Genomic DNA, 17,822 nt, shown 5'->3' with positions numbered 1-17,822 from the left:
CTATTTTCCTCCCTTGATTCCAAATAAATTTGCACTTCTAAACTCCTTTTTATTCTCGTTATAGAGTAAATCTAAAGGGCTACCGCAATTTTTACAGTTTATCTCCAAATCTTCGTTACCTGCCGCATAAAAAAATATTGAGTGCCCACAATCAGCACATTCAGCTTTCCCATAATGCAGGTCACTTACATCAAGTTCACTGCCGCAGTTTTTACATACAAGGCCGCCATGAACCAGCGCTTTTCCGTTTTGAATCTGCAGTGGAATTATTGATATTTTCCCGCATTGCTTGCATTTTGTTATAACAAGTGTCTTGTGAATAGGTCCTACTTCCTTCTCACCTTGAGTATCCTCACGTCTTTCTTCTGTTGGTCCTTCCTGCGGTTCTATTTTCTTTTCCACTGCTTCAAGAAAATTTTCCCTAAAGCTTTCAGGAATACCTGGAGCTGTATTCTGCAAGTCCTTATGTGGTTTGACGCTAACATGTCCAGGTGCATAGGGACTTTTGTTTTCTCCTACTGCCTTGTTTAACAAATGGCCAGATAGATCCCTGAATACTTCCTCTCCGTTTCTCACATCCACACTGATTCTTGCTTTTTTCTCAAGCGATATTACCAATCTCACCTTTTTCCCTCCTCAATTTTTAATAAATTTTCTCATTCTGTAATTGTACTTGGCTCCCCTGAACACCGTCATATTCCCCTCACACGACTCAAGTATCCTTCCTGCAAGTGCATCTCCGAGTTCCGTAAGTATGCCTAATGTGCATTCGGTGCTTATGATCGTCGGCAAACGGTTCAAGTACCTGTAATTTATAATTGGCATTATGTGCTTTATGTCGGTATCGCTTAATTTAGCTTTGTTCCCGTACCTGTCCTTTATCAGCTGTCCATTTGTAACCTTGTCCTTGAACAGATCGTCTATTATGAGCACCTTTGCTCTCTGATACCTGCCTAAAAGCTTCAGGTAGTATTCATCATCATTGACGTTTGCCTTAAGCTGCCTCATGGCTTCAAGGTAAGGCATATACACTACCTGGACAGGATTCTTTTTATTCAAGAGTTCCGCACCTATGGCAATGACTATATGGCTTTTCCCTGCTCCCGGTTGTCCGAAGAGCCCGAAACTGTTTTTCTCTGTATCCCTGATGTTTTCAAAATCACGTATATAAGCTATGGCCTTTCTCTTGGCTTCTCTTGTCAAATCATCATAAGGCTTGTAATCATCCAGGGTCTTTACCGTGGCAGGATTTACCCCGAAACTTTTCCAGAGCCTCAACACATGCTCTTTTTCGTAACAGCTGCACCTTTTGTATCCGGCATCTGTCTCTATCCATCCGGTGTCATGGCATAAAGGGCACTTATACGTATGGTTATTCGCCGGCACTTGAGAAGTCATATGAACCTGGCCCAGTATCCTGTTCAGTGCTTCCACCATCCTCAACCTCCTTTTTCTCAGCAATCCAGTTTTTCAGTACCGTCTCCATGTATCCCTTGATGAATCTGTTTTTATTGCACACCGTCACCTTGAGCGCCTCCCTTGCACGTGCATATCCATAGGTCCCTATGAAGGCCCTTAAAGCTGCTAGATGTGCAGTTATACTTTCACCTGGTTTTAGCTCCTCGTAATACATACAAAGTTCCGTTGCTTTTTCCGAGAGAGAGTTTCCGTTGTCGGAAACTTCTTTTTCTCTACTCTCTCTTTTACTCTTCTTTACTTTACTTTCCTTTACTTTACTTTGGGGATTAATGTCTGCATTAACTACCTCATTATCAGAGTTAATGTTAACAATAACTAAGTTTTTGTATACATTAATGGTTTCATCATCCAAAAGCAGGTATTTTTTGTATATTTTTACCTTCTGTCTCCTGCCTACCGCCTCCATATACCTTTTCTGAATACCCTTGGAGGTAAGTACCTTATAGGTTTCAAAGACATTCTTATCAAATAATTCCCACTTTATACAATCATTAATGATTACATTAATCTGGTTAATGTCGACATTAACCCTTTTTGAAAAGAGTAATTGCTGTTTTTCAGTCCACTCATAGAAGTAACCGTGTTTATAAATCTTCATTAATAATTTGATTATTACACCGAAACCAACCAGTCCATGTTGAGCTTCTATAAGTGCAACTTTATCATCTTGATCCATATCTACATCCAGAGGGAAATATTCCAATCCTTCTTTTTGAGGTCTAGCCAATGTAATCACCTTCTCCCATAGCTCAATACTCCTTAAAGCTCCGTATTACCATCCGCAAACGGTGTGCCCTCGTACATGTCCATTTCCTCCTGCTGCTTGTCTTGCTTGTCAGGTTTTGTATTTGTATTAGAACTTAATATCATGGAACATGCTTTTCTCATGGCCGCATCCTTTCCATTTTGAGCAAGCCATTTTATATAGTCCGGCGCTGTACTCATTATCTGTCCCAACGTCTTACCTTTATGTTTTCCAAACCTAACTACTATATTTACCACTTCATCAGCCTTCATGTTCTCCACATTTTCTCTTTCCTGGAACTGTTCCATATCCTCAATATCCTGAGTGAATATCTCCGAAAGGCTGGCTACTGTAAGAGTTGCATCTATCTGCGCCCTTTTCTTTGCCATCTTAAGTATTGTGTTTGCCTGGCTGCATATATCGTCATTTTCAATTTTGTACTTTACATGGCCCCAGTTATCAGTTTTACTTTTTACAGTATCTTTATCTATGCCTATAGGTAAATCATCTTCCCTGGCCCATCTCCAGCGATATTTATCCTCTTTGGAGTTGCAGCTCCCAACCCCTTCGGTTATCTTCTGACCGTTCTTTCTCAATATGCATTTTATGGTGTAGGCAAATACGCCCTTGTCATAGTCCTCGATTTTTTCGATTATGTCATACTCACTTGTAAGTCCCATTAACATAAGTATTTTCTCTGCACCTGGTTTAAGTAGAGTTGGTTTGGTTACTCCTCCTATCTCACCATAGTCATGTCCATTCTTCAGAGTCTTCTGTACGATTGACTGAAACTGTGCTATCTTACCTAATGTATTCCTTACTTCGCCTATTTCAACGCTGTCCAGTAAACTTACCACTTGATTCTGTGATTTCATCAATGTATTTTCCATAATAAATTTTCCCCCTATCTGATTCTCAAACTTGTACCCTGCTTTATCTCAACACCGTTTATCTTCTTGTCCTGCTTCAGATCCTCAAGTATTGCCTTCTTGTCCAACTTTGAAGGCTGAGGTATCTTGTATTGCTCCGGTACCACATCTTCATCTACTACATTTACACTGGGAGCGTTCTTCTGAATTGCCAAGGTAAACAATGTACCTTTGATTTTCTTCTTTCCTGTGGCCTGCATCTGCTCGTAGATATAGCCCTTCAATCCTTTTACCCTGTTTTCCACAGCCTTTTTTCTCTCCTGAAGCCTTTCAATTTCCTTTTTGATTCCCTCTGCATCCGCAGACATGGAACTTATGACCTTGGCCACATTTTCTGCCTTTGTGTCGAATTCCTCTCCTATACTGTCAAGTGCCTTTTTTATATCTTCATCATGGAGCTCCGGATTGTCCAAAAGCTCCTGAATGTTTCTGTATCTCTCACTTATTTCATACAATTTGCTCATAAAATCAAACCTCCTGAAATTTCATTTATAAAATCTTTTATAAATTTATTTTGCTTGATTAGCGCATCAATATACCCTTTTTCATAATCTTTACCCTTGGTAAGTGCCATAGTACCTTCTTTCTTTATAAAGCCAAGATATTTTTCATTTACCTTTTTAACAATTTTTAGTGCAGAGGCATCTTGCTTATTACTCATATTCCAACCTCCCATATTTGATTTTTCTCCCGTTCCAATGTAAAATGGAACTAATGATTAATTTAATTTGCCCTTTGCCGAGGGCATTTTATATTGTTTCACCTTCCTGCAGTTGTTCTGAAATTTCATTTAAATATCTATTTTTCAATGCTCTTTTTATAAAGTCCCTATCAGTTATACCCATAGTAGGTATACTAGCTGTGACACTTTCGTGATCTTTTGTGCATTGTGCCCTTATAACTGTTACATCTGGATTCTTTTTAACTTCAAGTATTTTAAATCTTAAATCATCCATCTTATTCACCTTCTTTCATAAATTCCTTCAAGAATTCTTCTGTAGTCTTACCTCTAAAGTTTTTAAGATATTCTCCTAGATCTTTTATTGGTCCAGCAAAATCAACAATAATATGTTTCCTTGGTATATCTTTATTAGTAGTTTCTTCCTCCGGCTTTTCCACGTACTCTTTGAACTTCAGTAAATCATTCAGAACCTCTCTGTATACTGTTCTTTCTGCCCCTCCCAAAGCTTTTCTTGCCTTGCCTTCATATTGGTCTATCAAGCATTGCAGATATCCATTCATTGTTCTCCCTCCCTTATGAACCACTTGCCATATAGAATTTCCAAAACTGAAATTGCAAATCTATCATTATCTTCTAACATGAGCTTTTCTTTGGGCTTGTAACAACGCCTTGTATCTTTATATTCACAACAAATACTTTTACCTTCATAAAATGCCCTAAAAGCTGTCATTCTGTCTACAGGCTCATTTACTAACCTGAATCTGCTTCCTAAATTGAAACATGATAGTATAGAATGTCCGAAATTATCCACAACATATCCGTCTTCGGTTAGATGAATAACAGCACCGTTTTCAATACCGTGGTCTTCATCTCCGAGATATTCAAACTTCAAACTGTGATTTCTCTCAAGCTTCTCTAACATCTGTTTTAGTGTGTATTTAATCATTGTTCTCAACCCTTTCTACTGGTATACCTATTTTATCCTCTACCAATCTGATTTGATTGTCCGTAATAACTACCGCACAATGCGGGTTATAATTGTCTTTAAGATAATCAACCACCGGTTTACATATTTTTTCTAATGACTTGATTCCTTTATTCATCTTCTCATCCTCCTCAAATTTTCCTTAACCAGCCTGTCATATGCTGCCAAGTGGATACATCTGTCTTTCTCATTAGTGTCATGCTGTATTGCATATTCCAATGCTTCAATCTGTTTATCCAGTTCGGCGTTGTCCTCTGGAATTATTACCTTCAACACTTTTCTTCACCCTTTCTAACAATATCCCTTATAGCCAGGAACCAGTTTTTCAATTATTTTGTTCTCTTTTGTCCAATAGAAATATGTGTGGACACCATTATCTGCGCCTTGGTTCAGCATAATATCTGGATATTGAACTGTAATTAAATATTTATAGTTAACTAATCCTTTCTTGATTTTCTTTATAACTCCAACTCTTGTATCATTATTCTTGTATTCAAATCTTACTTTTTCTCCAACTTTATACTTTGCTTTCAATTTTCTTCCTCCTCTCAATTTCCTTGCTTATCGCATCAAACTTACTTTTAACCTTGTCTCCCTTTTTAAGTTCAACCCCAAGTGCAACTCTCGCCATAGTTAATGCAAATGGTGCTGCTTCTTTCAGCCCGGCTTTAAATTTCCTGCTGCTTATTGATTCTCTGTACCATGGAGTCACTATATTACCGCCTCCTCTGACATTTTTATCTGATTGTTTATCTTTTCAAGTTCATATTTAAGCTGTAGTGGCAATTGATACTCATTTATAAGTTTCAAAGCTTCGCTGAACTTCTGCTTTGGTATTGCATCATATTCATTGACGTTATAAATATTTTTGATATTCCTGAATATGTCCTGGTAAACCTTGCTTCTGAAACTTTTATCTTTATAAGCATCACTTTGTTTACCTCCTGTTATCTCAAATACCTTACTGGTCCTGGCATTTATAAGTGCCTTTTTCTGAAATGGCTTGATGTAGTCCTCTTCCTCAAGCTTTGATACCCTGCTCTGAACATCAGTGGTAACATTTATAAGCTGTCCTATTTCTTCATGAAGCATAGATACTATTTTCATGTTGCTTTCCGATTTAGACTTTACGAATGCCTCTGCCAGTACGTCTTTTGCCTTGAGCTTGAACTCTTTCAATTGGGGTCTTATTTCTTCTTTACACATGGAGCTTTTAATGCCTACTAAGAAAAATGGTAAATACTCAATATCTAGCATGTTAGTTTCCTGTTCTCCACTAGATGTGGGTATGCGTATTTTACGAACCCCCTCTGGCAGCACATCATCACGATTAATTCTTTCCATCTGGCCGTTATATGCAATACCCAGTCCATCACATATGCTCCTTATCCCGGCAAATACTTTTTCATCTGTTTTACATGCCATCATGTTCACATTCTGAAAATTGACCTGCTTTGTAATTAAATTACTCACTCTCCATCCCTCCTCACAAAACTCTTTTTTCCTTTGAAATTTTATCCAGCCATTCATCCAGCAACTTTTTATTTATAAGGCACTTAGTGCCGACTTTAAATCTTGGGAAGTCTGAGTTAGGATTATGAGCCAACTCCATAATTTTGTCACGTCCAATGCCACTGTATTTAACGCAATTATCTATTGTCATGGTTGCCTTTGCTTCATTTCCTTTTTCACGCATGACTTCACTCAGTGCTTCCTTGATTGCATCTTTAATTGCTGATTTAAAACCTTGATCTACTGCCGACATCTCCACAAATAATCCCTCCTTACTTCAAATTTTTCTGTGCCCAAAGTTTTAATGACTGTACTTTTTCAGAAAATCCATCTAATTTTCCAACTATACTTTTGAGTTCTGGCTTTTCATTTTTAGATATTATTCCGTCTTGCACAATTTCCATCAACCTATCTATCATGAATTCAGGATTTTTTAATGAAACTGATATCTGAATTGCAAGATAGCCTATATCTGTTAATTCAAGATGTGGCACGGTATGTTTCCCTATAGGGCATTGCTCACAACAAAAATAATTGTTCAATTCTGGAGCATTGTATGCATCAGACATCATCAAGACTTCCTCTGGATAAGCACAAATACTATCAAGTTCTATTCTTGCAAGCCTGGTTCTATCAATTCCTATTATTTCAGCAGCCCCTTCTCTACTATTGAGTTTGTCATTTGTAGCAGCCGCTTCCATTCGTGCCTTATAATATATGTTGTCTGCTGCTTTCGTAGCTTTTCTTGCCATTTATTTCACTTCCTTTTGCTAGTAGAATTATTTTATGGGATTACACTACCTCCTTTGCTTCCCTATTTTGCTTATTGTGAAAGTTATTATCAAAAAAAATTTCATCTATAGAAACATTGAATACTTTTTCTAGCTGTTTTGCTCTTAATAAAGATATTCCTCTATTACCATTTTCTATCATATTGTAGGCACTTACTGATATACCTAACTTTTTGGCTATCTGTTCTTGAGTTAAGTTACTCTTTTGCCTATAAAATTTCATTCTATTGTTTATTTTAATCGCCTCCTTATTTCACAATAAGCAAAATCTATATTTATATTATACTTTCACATTTTGCAAAAGTCAACACTTTATTTTCATTTTGTGAAAAATAATATATTTTACTAATTTATTTGTTATAATAAACCTAAATTCACTAATTGTGAAAGGAAAATAATAAATGGAAAATAATATATTAGGTAACAGGATAAAAAGATTGCGTGAAGAAAAAACTATAAGTCAATTAGAAATGGCTAAAATACTCAATATAAGCAATACAACATTATCCCAATATGAATCTGGAAAAAGAATTCCCAGTGACTCTATTAAGAAAAAAATAGCAGAATATTTTAATGTTTCTTTAGATTATTTACTTGGTCTCACAGATAGCAAAACGAATTCCAATACTAATATAGATAAAGAGGATTTTGAATTCAAAACTCCACAGGAAGCTATGGAATTTATATTAAAACAACCTGCTATTGCTGGGTACGGCGGTTTTGAACCTGAAAAAATGGGTGATGAAGAAATCATGGACTTTGCCAATGAATTATTACATCAATTAAAACTATTAGGATATAAATATAAAAAGTAAGAATTACTTTGGGGGATGAAGCCTATATGGAATGGATTGATAATATAATAGCTGGATTGCTTGAAACATACGGAACGAATGATCCTTATGAGCTTTGTGATTACTTGGGGATTAAAATTGTAAAGCTTGAACCAAATAACATACTTTTAAGAAACAAGGATGCGTTTTACTGTAGAGATTTAGAAAATAGTGAAATAATATTTATAAGAAATGACTTAAATGAAATATTAGAAAAGTTCATTATATCTCATGAATTGGGACATGCCTTGTGCAATACAAACTTATTATGTGCTGCATTCACTTTCTGCAACAAAGGTAAAATAGAAAAGCAAGCTAATTATTTTGCCTTTAAATTATCTGGAGTAAAATTTGATGAGACTGAACTACAAGGTATGACATTAAAACAAATATCTGCTTATACAGGCATTCCATATGAAGTTTTAATTCAACTATTTTTAAATTGAATATCTTTGATTAATTTAATAGCATTGTTTCCTGAAGTAATTAAACAATAGAAACATTAAATATAAGTTTAAGAAATTGGGAGAACTATATGGATTTATTTAATAAGGAAAAACTTTTAGCCTTAGAAAAGGAAATGTCAAGCCTAAAAGCTGAATTAAAAAAACTAATGTCTAATAAAGAAGAAATTAAATATCTTAATCTAAAAATCAAACTGGCCAAATTAGATAATGAAATTAAGGCTAAAAAAGAATACATAAAATCATTAGATTATGCAATTGAATTAAAAACTAAAAGAAGCCGTGAACTTAAAGGGAAATTAGACAAAAAGGAACTAAAAATGAAAAGGAAACATAGATAATATTATTATCATATTTCTGAATAAAGTTCATTATAATGGAGGCACTTATTTATGAAAAAGAAGTGGTATTTACAGACTTGGTTTATTGCAATAATGTTTGCTTTCTGGTTCTTTATAATACCGGGAATCACAGGAATTGTCCTACTAATTTTAAGCATAAAAAAGGATAAGTTAATTAAGGAAGATCAAAAATCCTTATTTTCACAAATCGAAGAATTAAAGAGTGAATCATTAACTGGTAAAAAAGAAGAACTGGAAAAAATTAATATTGAAATTAACAACTCAAAAGAAAAACTAAAAAATATAAATGAAGAGTTAAATACTATCACAGAACAATTTAATAAAAATAAAAGTGAGAATAGTAAACTTTCTTCTGATAACGAATCATTATTAAAACAAAATGAAGAATTGTTATCAAATGTCCATGAATTAAATTCAACACTAGCTGAACAAAAAGCATTAATCAATAAAAATAATGAATCTATTAAACTTGCTAAAGAATTAGTTACTAAAAAAGAGGAAATTGAAAATGAGTTACAAGAAAGGCAAAAAGAACTATCCATTAAAAAGAAGGAAATTGCTCACGAGCTAGAGGAGAAACAAAAAGATTTAATTATACTAGATAATGAACTTTTATTTCAATCAGTTGGATTATATACTCCACAATATAACTTAACCAGTTCTACGGCCTTTAAAGCTAAACTTAATGAAATAAGGGCTTCACAAAAACAAATGGTAAAAGATAAAACAGCTATATCTTTTTATGATGGATGGATAGTAGAAGATAGTGTTTCAAAAGGCAAGGCAATGACTAATGACAATATAAAACTTATATTACGTTCTTTTAACAATGAATGTGAAGCTGCCATATCAAAAGTAAAATTTAGCAATGTTGAAAGCATGAAGAAAAGAATTAATAAATCATTTGAAACTTTAAACAAATTAGGAGAAAGAATGAGGGTGTCAATAGAGCCTGAATACTTAAATCTAAAAATTGAAGAGTTAGAACTTGCTTATGAATATGAAATTAAAAAACAGGAAGAAAAAGAAGAACAATTAGAAATACGTGAACGAATGCGTGAAGAAGCTAAAGCCCTTAAGGAAATAGAAAACGCTAAAAAGAAAATTGAAAAAGAAGAACATCATTTTCAAAATGCTATTAAAGATATCAATGAGCAATTATCTACAGCTAACCAAGATGAAAAGTCTAAATTACTAGATAAATTAAATGCACTTACAATGTCATTAAATCAATTAGGAAAAGATAAAGAAGATATAGCTAATAGAGAGAAAAATACCCGTGCCGGCTACGTGTACATAATCTCTAATATAGGATCTTTTGGAGAAAATATATATAAAATTGGAATGACCAGACGATTAAATCCGGATGAAAGAGTTAGAGAATTAGGAGATGCCTCAGTTCCTTTTAAATTTGATGTACATGCCATGATTTTTAGTGAGGATGCTCCCTCGTTAGAAAATGCTCTACATAAAAAGTTTGACGATAGACGTGTTAATAGAATAAATACTAGAAAAGAATTTTTTAAAGTTTCCCTAAAAGAAATTGAAGAAGAAGTAAAGAAAAATTTCAATGCGGTAGTTGAATTTACTAAGATTGCTGAAGCAGCTGAATATAGACAGAGCTTAAAAATGGAACATGACATTAATTCATCATCAATAGCTTCTTAAAAAACAACATAGTATAAATTTACCAAATACGGATTATACTAAATTATAGAGAGGAATGATATTCATGGATAAAGATGATTTAAAAGCTATAGCCGAGCTATTAGATACAAAACTTGAGCCTATAAAATCTCAACTAAATGAAAATACGCAAATACTAAGGGCGTTGGAACATAGTTCAGAAGTTTCCAAAGCTGAAAGAGATAAGATAAGCAATGACATAGCATATATCCAAGGCGATATAAAAAGCATAAATGAAAACATAGATGCCGTAAAGGAAATCTTAGGAAGGCATGAAGTTGATATTACCGTATTAAAACGCAGGCCAGTATAAAATATTATTTATTAATAGGAGTTCAGTCTCCTATATATTTTTTTAATATATAAAGAACTGGCGTTCTGAATTTAGGAGGGAGTATAATATCAAAATTAATAGATGTGACAGAGAAAAATAAAGATACCGTGGATCTCATGAATAAATACGGTTCATTCAAGAAAATAGTAATTTATAAAATGAATGATTATAATATTTTTTATTGCATAACATCTTGTGGCAAATTGCATATAAGTGGTTCTATTAGAAATGGATTTCCGCCAACAAGGGTTATGCTGGATGCTTTCAGGCAACTTACCGATAAAGACATTTCTAATTTTAATATTATGGAGACAGAAAGCGTTTTATATTTTATAGAAAAAGAATCATATTAAGGAGGTTTTAATATGGCCACAAAGACAAATTGTACTAAAAATGGAATTGAATATTATAGGATTTCTGTTTCTATTGGTAGAGACTCAACCGGTAAGTTAATTAGAAAAGAGTTTTATGGTAAAAGTAAAAAAGAGGCTGAAAAACTTAAAAATCAATATTTAAATGATTTAAACAGTGGCATTAAAATAAATTCTCAAAATATAACTTTAAATCAGCTTATGCATTTATGGTTATTTGAAATAATAAAGCAAAAAATTAAATCCTCTTCATTTGAAAAATATGAGGGACTTTATAGGAACTATATTAAGGATAGTAAAATTGGAGTACTGAAAATTTGTGAATTAAAAAGTATTCAAATACAGCGATATTATAACCAATTATACAAGAAAGGTAAAAGCAGTAATTTAATAAAAAATATAAATAAACTTCTAAAACAATTTTTAAACTACTCTGTAGATGAAGGTTATATAATAAAAAGTCCTTGCGTGGGTAAAAAAATATTTATCCCTGGTACCGCTAATATAATCAAAGAAGAAATAAAAATATTTACAAATGATGAAATATATCGTTTGAAAAAAACTTTAGCAACAAGTAGATTAAAATGTCTAGTCCTAACTGCATTGGCTACAGGCTTAAGGCAAGGTGAGCTTTTAGCTTTAACATGGGATGATATTGACATTAATAATATGGAGATCACTGTAAATAAAACTATAAAGAGAGTAAAAGTAATTGAATCAGACGATACAAGACAAACTAAGACTTTAATCCAAAAACCTAAAACTGAATCTAGTAATAGGATCGTACCTATTCCATCTAAATTGATTCCAATTTTAAAGCAACATCAATTAGCGCAAAAACTAGAGAAAATAAAATCAGGTGATTCTTATGAAGACAACAACCTTGTTTTCGCTACTGCACTTGGAAAACCCACAGATGCTAAAAATCTATTTAGAAGTTATAAAAACTTATTGATAAAAGCAAATATAGAACATAAAAAATTTCATTGTTTACGGCATACTTATGCGACAAAATTATTTGAAGCTGGAACACCATTAAAAACAGTCCAGGCTTTATTAGGACACAGCAATATAAAAACAACAGCTGATATTTACACTCACGTAATGCCAAAGCAAAAAATTAATGCTGTTGAAAAGCTAAATGATATTATATGAATTTGTATTTTTCTATAGCCACCTAAAACTTATGTGGGAAAAATGTGGGAAACTAAAAAATACGAGTGTCTTGAAAACCTTCAAATCACTCGTATTACTCAACTGGTAGTCCCTAGGAGGATCGAACTCCTGATTTCACCGTGAGAGGGTGACGTCTTAACCACTTGACCAAGGGACCTCATAATAAAACCGACATTTAATATTATATATCGATTATATACACTCGTCAATACTAAATTTAAAAGTTTTTTATTATTATTGTTGCAAATGAATTGCATATAGATATATAATATTAATGTATTTTTTAATTCACATGAATTTTGGAGGAACTTCTTTATGATTACGATACAAAATTTAACTTTTTCCTACAATGGTTCATCGCCATACCTGATTGAAAATCTCAATTTAAATATAAATCACGGTAGCTACACGTCCATATTAGGTGAAAACGGCAGTGCAAAGACAACCTTAATAAAGCTTATGCTTGGACTTCTTATACCTGTAAGTGGGAAAATAAAATTGGATACAGATAAAGTAGGTTATGTTCCTCAAAGGCTCGAAAGTTTCAACTCCCAGTTTCCTATTACTGTCTACGAAATATTAAAAAGCCATATGAAGTCTTTAAAAATAAAGAATTCCGCCTGTATAGATAAATGCCTTAATTACGTAGGCATGTCTCAATTCAAAAAAAATTTGATAGGAAATCTATCTGGAGGACAGATGCAAAAGATATTCATAGCAAGAGCCCTTATGGGAACTCCTGAACTCCTGATATTTGATGAGCCGTCTACGGGAATAGATTTCAAAAGTCAGATTGAAATATACTCATTAATAAAACATTTAAATAAAAAACATCATATAACTGTACTGGCAGTAGAACACAACTTAAAGGCAGCCATAGAAAATTCCACTCATATATGTACTATGAAAAATGGGGAGTGTAGCATATATACTATTTCTGAATATAGAAAATTAACATTGGAGGACGCAAATGCTTGAATACGGATTTATGCAAAATGCCTTAATCGCAGGCATACTCATTTCCATACTATGCCCTGCAGTTGGTGTATTCCTAGTTTTAAAAAGATATTCAATGATGGGTGATTCATTATCTCACTCCTCTTTCGCAGGAGTAGCTTTAGGACTTGTATTTGGTTTGAATCCTATAGTGATTGCTTTCATATTTACTTCTGCAGCCGGACTTGTAATAGAATTTCTAAGAAGTTATTATGAAAAATATGCTGAACTTATACTGGTAATAGTTTTAACATTTTCTGTTGGACTTGCAATTGTACTCATAAGTACCGGAAAGGCTAATGCAAATGTAAATTCTTATCTGTTCGGAAGTATACTTACTGTTTCAAAATCTGAATTGTACACCGTATTTATCTTAAGCATAATTTCATTAATAATTTTATCGCTATTTTACAACAAATTACTGTACATAACATTTGATGAAGTAGGTGCAAAAATAGCAGGTATAAATGTAAAATCCATAAACTACCTTTTTTCACTGCTTGTAAGTGCTACTGTATCAGTATCCATACGCATACTTGGAATACTTGTGATTTCATCCATGATAGCCATGCCTGCTGCAGCTGCGATTCAACTACATAGAGGTTTTAAATCAACCTTAATTTTTTCCGTGCTATTTGGATTTATAGATATTATAGGTGGATTATTTCTATCCTATTACATAAACAGTGCTCCCGGAGGGACAATTGCTCTTGTATCTGTGGCTGTTCTCATTCTAGTTATTATTTGCAAAAAAATATTTCTGAAATAAAATCAGAAATAAAAAGGTTTATTAATGTTGATTCATATATTCTTCTATGTTCTTGTGCATACACGCCCATGACCGTCTTGAAAAAATAACTGAAACATTATTTTTTCTTGACTCCTCTTTTATGATTTCGGCCATGTTATGACCTATAAAATCTGTAAGTACCAATACAAGATCCGTATTCTGTGGAATTTTTATCTTTCTGTCTCCCTTTTTCCTTCCTGTGACATGACCTATCTCATCAAATCCCTTCTGATTCAATTTATCTTTTATATTTCCAAGTCTGTCTCCTCCTACAACTAAAATACTCATAAAACGCCTCCTTTTATATAATTATTCATAGAATCAATGATATGGAACAGTTTCAAGAATGTTCATAATCCTTGATGGAACAATTCCCTGCATTACACTCTTGGCTATATTATATCTTGCCCTGTCATAATTCACAAATACCTGCTTAGCCCTGTCAACATCATCATATACTTTCCAGTACCCGCACATGAGGCACTGCCTTTCAGATTGTTCCATAAAACATATTACATCATTCAAGGGATATCCCAAAAATACTCCAATTTCATGGGGACATATATTTTTGAATCTTTCCTTTAAAATGAATAGATTTTGTATTAAATCAAATTCCCTTCTGTACCCAAACCTACTCAAAAAATCCATATTTTTTCCCTCGTAAAGGACGGATTCAATCTCATCTGGATAATAGAACAATATAACAGACGAATACTCATTTTTCTTGAGTTCAAGAAAGTTGATCTTATATTCTTCCAAAAAAATATATCTGTATTTTTCCCAAAGTACATTCAATCTTCCATTATCTCTTCTCAATGTAATTATTGAAGATGGTTTATTCCTTGATAACGTAGGTGCGATGCCATACGATATTACTCCGAAAAGATATTCTTTTTCTTCCAGACTTTTTATTTTGGTCATATATTTTTCTATAATCATATTCTCCATGAACATCAAGACCCCTTTAACAATATTCAATTTATATCCAGTATATTATTTTCTACATCCAGATGATATTTTATACTAAAGTCTCAATATTTATTAATATTGATTTTCATTCTCAATTATATATTATTTTTTTATTCATGTAAATACCCAAATCCAAATTTTATATAATATACACATTTTAGATAAAAAAAATAAGCCCTTACGACTTATATAAAAATTTAACAACTAAAATACTGCAGGTTTGAAACCTTTGCCTCTGACTTCACTTGTATCCATGATAGACATGACAGCATGAGAATCTATATTTGATATAAAACCCTTGGCCTCCTCCGCCTGTCTTGAATTCATTATTGAATATATTATTTTTTTCTTATCTCCAGTATAAGCTCCTTCTCCGTAAAGACAGGTAACCCCTCTGCCGAGTTTCTGAAGTATGGCCTTTTCTACCTCTTCACTGTCCTGTGTTATTACGAACAGTATTTTCTCCCTGTCAAGTCCCTGGATTGCCTTGTCAACTACTACAGAATACATATACATCGATATTAAAGTATATATTGCTGTCTCAAGGCTTCCTATAAATATTCCTGTTGAAACTATTACAGCATTTATTATAAAAGTAATTCTGCCTAATGAAATTCCATATCTTTTCTTTATAGCTACTGCTATTATATCTGTTCCTCCCTGCGATGCCCTGCATTTGAATATCATCCCCGAACCAATTCCAGTAAGAATCCCACTACAAAGAGCCGACAAAAGAGGATCTTGCAAATAGTACAATCCCGATACTTCTTTTGTAAATATCAATGCCATGGACATGGATATCATTCCTATGAAACTAAATATACCAAATTCCAGATCTACGAATTTAAATCCTATTATAAATATAGGTATATTTATAGCTATAATAAAATACCCCGAAGGTATTCCCGTCAAATATTGGGCTATAATTGCAACACCTGCAACTCCCCCACTTAAAAATCTATGCGGTATAACAAACATATTTACTCCAATGGAATAAAATATACTTCCTGCCGTAACTATCAATATTCTAAATAACTTTTCATTCATATTTTTCATATTGATATTACCTCCAAAAACTATTTACATTTTTCACTGCAAATAAATTCTATTACATATACACAATAAGGTCAATTTAAATAATTGCAGGTTAATTTATGATACAGGCTGTTTTTATCTCAATTATGAATTAACTTCGTCATTTATCCCCATATCTCACATTATCTTATGAATGCTCTTTTATCATATAACTAAATATTCAGATAATTACTTATTTCCAAATTATAGATCATGTTATTTAAACAAACCATAATTTGGAACACTTAGAGATATGCTCTATACTAGTTTTCAATACCAGTTCTTGCTTTTACCCCTTCATTGTAATAATGTTTGATTTCTTTCATTTCAGTTACAAGATCAGCTTTTTCTATTATTTTCGGATCTGCATATCTTCCGGTGATAATTACTTCCACTTCAGAATTCCTTATATCCAAAACATGAAGCAATTCATCTACACTAATCAATTTATAGTATAATGCTATATTTATTTCATCCAGAACAACTATATCATACTCTCCGGAGCATAGTACTTCCTTTATTTTCTTCAGCCCCTGCCTGGCCATTTTTATATCTTTATCAGTTGGATCACCATTTATAAAAGCATCCCTTCCAAACTGCTCTATAGTGAAATCAGGTATTAAATAGGGTACTTTCAACTCACTGTAGTCCATTCCCTTTACAAACTGTCCAAAATATACATTTTTCCCTGCACATACTGCTCTCAGGCACAAACCAAGAGCTGCTGTAGTCTTGCCCTTTCCATTACCAGTATAAACTTGAATATATCCTCTGCCCAAATAATTTCCCTCCTCTATATAATATAATTTTTAAATTTGTCAATTGCACATAGATCATATATCTTTAATTTGTCAATATATGTACTTTTCTCTACAAACTTCAATTTCTCCATATCATCGAAAACAATGCCGAGTACATTCCCACTGTGAGCTCCTATTATCCCAAGCCCACCTGCCTGCTCACATATTTTAAGAACCGGTTCCAAAAAATCATAACATAATCTACTTTGATTCCTCAGTATACTTTCCGTGGATACCTTCAGAAGCTGCTCCAGATTTCTATCGTATACGGCCCTCCTCAGTGGCTCTATCAAATCATCAACTATAATTGGCTGCTTTGAAGCATCATGATTGAATTCAACAGTGTCAACTATACCTTCACCTTGAAATACCAGTATATTGAATTTAAAATAATCTCCAAGAGTTTCCCTGTATAATCCTGTTTTATAGTCAAAAAGCGTCATTTCCCCAAATATTATACTGTCAGTAGGCTCTATATTTATACATTGCTTTACGAGTTCATCTTCATTATATTCCCTATGGAACATTTTGATCATACAGCTGTAAACTGCACAAAGATCTGCTGTACTGCTTGCCATACCTTTTGCCCTTGGTATCATTGAATTGATATCCAGATATAGATTTGAATAATATTTTTCATAGTTCCAAGCCTTTAATAAATTTCTCACAAACATATAGGATTTTTTTGACCAGCTTGGAATGAATTTTTTACTTTTGCTGGATTCAAATAATTTCACACTGCTATATGTATTTACAGGAAAAGATAGCAATACATCTCCGTTTTCTGACCTTCCCTGAATTATTTCACCAAAACTTCCAGGATAAAAAGCTGTAATTTCCATAA

General features: G+C 33.1%; 31 protein-coding genes and 1 tRNA gene. 9 read left to right on the top strand and 23 right to left on the bottom strand.

All coding sequences use genetic code 11. From position 1 onward, the window contains the following. From LKE46_RS01685 to LKE46_RS01605, 17 genes are all read right to left on the bottom strand, one after another. Window positions 1–624, bottom strand: coding sequence for a hypothetical protein (locus tag LKE46_RS01685; RefSeq protein ID WP_291717822.1), 624 nt, complete (start codon window positions 622–624; stop codon window positions 1–3). A gap of 12 nt (window positions 625–636) precedes the next feature. Beyond that, on the bottom strand, window positions 637–1,437 hold the full coding sequence (locus tag LKE46_RS01680; RefSeq protein ID WP_291717820.1) for an ATP-binding protein: 801 nt from the start codon (window positions 1,435–1,437) through the stop codon (window positions 637–639). Continuing rightward, window positions 1,373–2,206 (bottom strand): DUF4373 domain-containing protein, encoded by an 834-nt coding sequence (locus LKE46_RS01675; RefSeq protein ID WP_291717819.1) that lies wholly within the window; start codon window positions 2,204–2,206, stop codon window positions 1,373–1,375. The genes LKE46_RS01680 and LKE46_RS01675 overlap by 65 nt, the downstream gene beginning before the upstream one ends. Window positions 2,207–2,238: 32 nt before the next feature. Next, window positions 2,239–3,114, bottom strand: a complete 876-nt coding sequence (locus LKE46_RS01670; RefSeq protein WP_291717817.1) for a hypothetical protein — start codon at window positions 3,112–3,114, stop codon at window positions 2,239–2,241. A 14-nt stretch (window positions 3,115–3,128) separates the two neighbouring features. Next, window positions 3,129–3,617, bottom strand: coding sequence for a siphovirus Gp157 family protein (locus LKE46_RS01665; protein ID WP_291717815.1), 489 nt, complete (start codon window positions 3,615–3,617; stop codon window positions 3,129–3,131). Continuing rightward, window positions 3,614–3,814, bottom strand: coding sequence for a hypothetical protein (locus LKE46_RS01660; protein ID WP_291717813.1), 201 nt, complete (start codon window positions 3,812–3,814; stop codon window positions 3,614–3,616). The genes LKE46_RS01665 and LKE46_RS01660 overlap by 4 nt, the downstream gene beginning before the upstream one ends. A gap of 88 nt (window positions 3,815–3,902) precedes the next feature. Beyond that, complete coding sequence (locus LKE46_RS01655; protein WP_291717811.1) at window positions 3,903–4,109, bottom strand: hypothetical protein; 207 nt, start codon at window positions 4,107–4,109, stop codon at window positions 3,903–3,905. 1 nt (window position 4,110) lies between these two features. Beyond that, window positions 4,111–4,395, bottom strand: a complete 285-nt coding sequence (locus LKE46_RS01650) for a hypothetical protein (RefSeq protein WP_291717809.1) — start codon at window positions 4,393–4,395, stop codon at window positions 4,111–4,113. Next, window positions 4,392–4,781, bottom strand: a complete 390-nt coding sequence (locus tag LKE46_RS01645) for a hypothetical protein (RefSeq protein WP_291717806.1) — start codon at window positions 4,779–4,781, stop codon at window positions 4,392–4,394. The genes LKE46_RS01650 and LKE46_RS01645 overlap by 4 nt, the downstream gene beginning before the upstream one ends. Beyond that, window positions 4,774–4,938, bottom strand: a complete 165-nt coding sequence (locus LKE46_RS01640) for a hypothetical protein (protein WP_291717804.1) — start codon at window positions 4,936–4,938, stop codon at window positions 4,774–4,776. Before LKE46_RS01640 ends, LKE46_RS01645 begins: the two co-directional genes overlap by 8 nt. Continuing rightward, window positions 4,935–5,096, bottom strand: coding sequence for a hypothetical protein (locus LKE46_RS01635; protein ID WP_291717802.1), 162 nt, complete (start codon window positions 5,094–5,096; stop codon window positions 4,935–4,937). The genes LKE46_RS01640 and LKE46_RS01635 overlap by 4 nt, the downstream gene beginning before the upstream one ends. Window positions 5,097–5,111: 15 nt before the next feature. Then, entirely contained in the window at window positions 5,112–5,354 is a 243-nt protein-coding gene (locus LKE46_RS01630) for a hypothetical protein (protein ID WP_291717800.1), read from the bottom strand. Then, the gene (locus LKE46_RS01625; protein ID WP_291717798.1) at window positions 5,338–5,532 is read right to left on the bottom strand and encodes a hypothetical protein; all 195 of its coding nucleotides are present in this window, start codon (window positions 5,530–5,532) and stop codon (window positions 5,338–5,340) included. Before LKE46_RS01625 ends, LKE46_RS01630 begins: the two co-directional genes overlap by 17 nt. Further along, window positions 5,532–6,293 carry an ORF6C domain-containing protein gene (locus LKE46_RS01620; protein ID WP_291717796.1) on the bottom strand — a complete coding sequence of 254 codons (762 nt, stop codon included), beginning with the start codon at window positions 6,291–6,293 and terminating at the stop codon, window positions 5,532–5,534. Before LKE46_RS01620 ends, LKE46_RS01625 begins: the two co-directional genes overlap by 1 nt. Before the next feature lie 13 nt (window positions 6,294–6,306). Continuing rightward, a complete protein-coding gene (locus LKE46_RS01615) occupies window positions 6,307–6,585 on the bottom strand; it encodes an excisionase (protein ID WP_291725514.1) in 279 nt (92 codons plus the stop codon). A 19-nt stretch (window positions 6,586–6,604) separates the two neighbouring features. Next, a complete protein-coding gene (locus LKE46_RS01610; protein WP_291717794.1) occupies window positions 6,605–7,084 on the bottom strand; it encodes an XRE family transcriptional regulator in 480 nt (159 codons plus the stop codon). Between the two features lie 40 nt (window positions 7,085–7,124). Continuing rightward, the gene (locus LKE46_RS01605; protein ID WP_291717792.1) at window positions 7,125–7,346 is read right to left on the bottom strand and encodes a helix-turn-helix transcriptional regulator; all 222 of its coding nucleotides are present in this window, start codon (window positions 7,344–7,346) and stop codon (window positions 7,125–7,127) included. Between the two features lie 178 nt (window positions 7,347–7,524). Between LKE46_RS01605 and LKE46_RS01600 the strand changes: the two genes are divergently transcribed. The 7 genes from LKE46_RS01600 (at window position 7,525) to LKE46_RS01570 (ending at window position 12,328) form a co-directional block, all read left to right on the top strand. Then, entirely contained in the window at window positions 7,525–7,938 is a 414-nt protein-coding gene (locus tag LKE46_RS01600; RefSeq protein ID WP_291717790.1) for a helix-turn-helix domain-containing protein, read from the top strand. A gap of 26 nt (window positions 7,939–7,964) precedes the next feature. Then, window positions 7,965–8,402, top strand: a complete 438-nt coding sequence (locus LKE46_RS01595; RefSeq protein ID WP_291717788.1) for an ImmA/IrrE family metallo-endopeptidase — start codon at window positions 7,965–7,967, stop codon at window positions 8,400–8,402. Window positions 8,403–8,491: 89 nt separating this feature from the next. Then, entirely contained in the window at window positions 8,492–8,761 is a 270-nt protein-coding gene (locus LKE46_RS01590) for a hypothetical protein (protein WP_291717786.1), read from the top strand. Window positions 8,762–8,812: 51 nt separating this feature from the next. After that, window positions 8,813–10,450: a DUF4041 domain-containing protein gene (locus tag LKE46_RS01585; RefSeq protein WP_291717784.1), complete on the top strand. Its 1,638-nt coding sequence runs from the start codon at window positions 8,813–8,815 to the stop codon at window positions 10,448–10,450. Window positions 10,451–10,514: 64 nt separating this feature from the next. Next, window positions 10,515–10,781, top strand: a complete 267-nt coding sequence (locus LKE46_RS01580; protein WP_291717782.1) for a hypothetical protein — start codon at window positions 10,515–10,517, stop codon at window positions 10,779–10,781. Window positions 10,782–10,885: 104 nt separating this feature from the next. Continuing rightward, on the top strand, window positions 10,886–11,155 hold the full coding sequence (locus LKE46_RS01575) for a hypothetical protein (protein WP_291717780.1): 270 nt from the start codon (window positions 10,886–10,888) through the stop codon (window positions 11,153–11,155). A gap of 12 nt (window positions 11,156–11,167) precedes the next feature. After that, window positions 11,168–12,328, top strand: a complete 1,161-nt coding sequence (locus LKE46_RS01570) for a tyrosine-type recombinase/integrase (protein WP_291717778.1) — start codon at window positions 11,168–11,170, stop codon at window positions 12,326–12,328. A gap of 103 nt (window positions 12,329–12,431) precedes the next feature. Here LKE46_RS01570 and LKE46_RS01565 read toward each other — a convergent pair. Continuing rightward, window positions 12,432–12,506: transfer RNA gene (locus LKE46_RS01565), tRNA-Glu, on the bottom strand. Window positions 12,507–12,664: 158 nt separating this feature from the next. Here LKE46_RS01565 and LKE46_RS01560 point away from each other — a divergent pair. Both LKE46_RS01560 and LKE46_RS01555 read left to right on the top strand, forming a co-directional pair. Continuing rightward, a complete protein-coding gene (locus LKE46_RS01560) occupies window positions 12,665–13,327 on the top strand; it encodes a metal ABC transporter ATP-binding protein (RefSeq protein ID WP_291717775.1) in 663 nt (220 codons plus the stop codon). Beyond that, window positions 13,320–14,114, top strand: coding sequence for a metal ABC transporter permease (locus tag LKE46_RS01555; protein WP_291717773.1), 795 nt, complete (start codon window positions 13,320–13,322; stop codon window positions 14,112–14,114). Before LKE46_RS01560 ends, LKE46_RS01555 begins: the two co-directional genes overlap by 8 nt. 21 nt (window positions 14,115–14,135) lie before the next feature. Here LKE46_RS01555 and LKE46_RS01550 read toward each other — a convergent pair whose 3' ends face one another. From LKE46_RS01550 to LKE46_RS01530, 5 genes are all read right to left on the bottom strand, one after another. After that, a complete protein-coding gene (locus LKE46_RS01550) occupies window positions 14,136–14,423 on the bottom strand; it encodes a DUF2325 domain-containing protein (protein ID WP_291717771.1) in 288 nt (95 codons plus the stop codon). 33 nt (window positions 14,424–14,456) lie between these two features. Continuing rightward, window positions 14,457–15,083 carry a DUF3793 family protein gene (locus tag LKE46_RS01545; RefSeq protein ID WP_291717769.1) on the bottom strand — a complete coding sequence of 209 codons (627 nt, stop codon included), beginning with the start codon at window positions 15,081–15,083 and terminating at the stop codon, window positions 14,457–14,459. Between the two features lie 225 nt (window positions 15,084–15,308). Beyond that, window positions 15,309–16,160, bottom strand: a complete 852-nt coding sequence (locus LKE46_RS01540; RefSeq protein WP_291717767.1) for a YitT family protein — start codon at window positions 16,158–16,160, stop codon at window positions 15,309–15,311. Between the two features lie 281 nt (window positions 16,161–16,441). Then, the gene (locus LKE46_RS01535; protein ID WP_291717765.1) at window positions 16,442–16,957 is read right to left on the bottom strand and encodes a cob(I)yrinic acid a,c-diamide adenosyltransferase; all 516 of its coding nucleotides are present in this window, start codon (window positions 16,955–16,957) and stop codon (window positions 16,442–16,444) included. Window positions 16,958–16,971: 14 nt separating this feature from the next. After that, entirely contained in the window at window positions 16,972–17,820 is an 849-nt protein-coding gene (locus tag LKE46_RS01530) for a kinase (protein WP_291717763.1), read from the bottom strand. Window positions 17,821–17,822: the final 2 nt, after the last annotated feature.

Source organism: Clostridium sp., from assembly GCF_022482905.1.
In the GTDB taxonomy this organism is placed as follows: domain Bacteria; phylum Bacillota; class Clostridia; order Clostridiales; family Clostridiaceae; genus Clostridium_B.
Note: the sequence above shows the minus strand (reverse complement) of the source record. Positions and strands in the feature narration are given on the sequence as shown.

Excerpts from the sequence above, each read along its gene's own strand:
- LKE46_RS01585 (WP_291717784.1), top strand. The coding sequence starts at position 8,813 with ATGAAAAAGAAGTGGTATTTACAGACTTGGTTTATTGCAATAATGTTT.
- LKE46_RS01670 (WP_291717817.1), bottom strand. The coding sequence starts at position 3,114 with ATGGAAAATACATTGATGAAATCACAGAATCAAGTGGTAAGTTTACTG.
- LKE46_RS01550 (WP_291717771.1), bottom strand. The coding sequence starts at position 14,423 with ATGAGTATTTTAGTTGTAGGAGGAGACAGACTTGGAAATATAAAAGAT.
- LKE46_RS01610 (WP_291717794.1), bottom strand. The coding sequence starts at position 7,084 with ATGGCAAGAAAAGCTACGAAAGCAGCAGACAACATATATTATAAGGCA.
- LKE46_RS01650 (WP_291717809.1), bottom strand. The coding sequence starts at position 4,395 with ATGAATGGATATCTGCAATGCTTGATAGACCAATATGAAGGCAAGGCA.
- LKE46_RS01640 (WP_291717804.1), bottom strand. The coding sequence starts at position 4,938 with ATGAATAAAGGAATCAAGTCATTAGAAAAAATATGTAAACCGGTGGTT.
- LKE46_RS01530 (WP_291717763.1), bottom strand. The coding sequence starts at position 17,820 with ATGGAAATTACAGCTTTTTATCCTGGAAGTTTTGGTGAAATAATTCAG.
- LKE46_RS01595 (WP_291717788.1), top strand. The coding sequence starts at position 7,965 with ATGGAATGGATTGATAATATAATAGCTGGATTGCTTGAAACATACGGA.
- LKE46_RS01545 (WP_291717769.1), bottom strand. The coding sequence starts at position 15,083 with ATGGAGAATATGATTATAGAAAAATATATGACCAAAATAAAAAGTCTG.
- LKE46_RS01580 (WP_291717782.1), top strand. The coding sequence starts at position 10,515 with ATGGATAAAGATGATTTAAAAGCTATAGCCGAGCTATTAGATACAAAA.
- LKE46_RS01600 (WP_291717790.1), top strand. The coding sequence starts at position 7,525 with ATGGAAAATAATATATTAGGTAACAGGATAAAAAGATTGCGTGAAGAA.
- LKE46_RS01615 (WP_291725514.1), bottom strand. The coding sequence starts at position 6,585 with ATGTCGGCAGTAGATCAAGGTTTTAAATCAGCAATTAAAGATGCAATC.
- LKE46_RS01540 (WP_291717767.1), bottom strand. The coding sequence starts at position 16,160 with ATGAAAAATATGAATGAAAAGTTATTTAGAATATTGATAGTTACGGCA.
- LKE46_RS01665 (WP_291717815.1), bottom strand. The coding sequence starts at position 3,617 with ATGAGCAAATTGTATGAAATAAGTGAGAGATACAGAAACATTCAGGAG.
- LKE46_RS01555 (WP_291717773.1), top strand. The coding sequence starts at position 13,320 with ATGCTTGAATACGGATTTATGCAAAATGCCTTAATCGCAGGCATACTC.
- LKE46_RS01590 (WP_291717786.1), top strand. The coding sequence starts at position 8,492 with ATGGATTTATTTAATAAGGAAAAACTTTTAGCCTTAGAAAAGGAAATG.
- LKE46_RS01660 (WP_291717813.1), bottom strand. The coding sequence starts at position 3,814 with ATGAGTAATAAGCAAGATGCCTCTGCACTAAAAATTGTTAAAAAGGTA.
- LKE46_RS01680 (WP_291717820.1), bottom strand. The coding sequence starts at position 1,437 with ATGGTGGAAGCACTGAACAGGATACTGGGCCAGGTTCATATGACTTCT.
- LKE46_RS01645 (WP_291717806.1), bottom strand. The coding sequence starts at position 4,781 with ATGATTAAATACACACTAAAACAGATGTTAGAGAAGCTTGAGAGAAAT.
- LKE46_RS01570 (WP_291717778.1), top strand. The coding sequence starts at position 11,168 with ATGGCCACAAAGACAAATTGTACTAAAAATGGAATTGAATATTATAGG.
- LKE46_RS01560 (WP_291717775.1), top strand. The coding sequence starts at position 12,665 with ATGATTACGATACAAAATTTAACTTTTTCCTACAATGGTTCATCGCCA.
- LKE46_RS01605 (WP_291717792.1), bottom strand. The coding sequence starts at position 7,346 with ATGAAATTTTATAGGCAAAAGAGTAACTTAACTCAAGAACAGATAGCC.
- LKE46_RS01655 (WP_291717811.1), bottom strand. The coding sequence starts at position 4,109 with ATGGATGATTTAAGATTTAAAATACTTGAAGTTAAAAAGAATCCAGAT.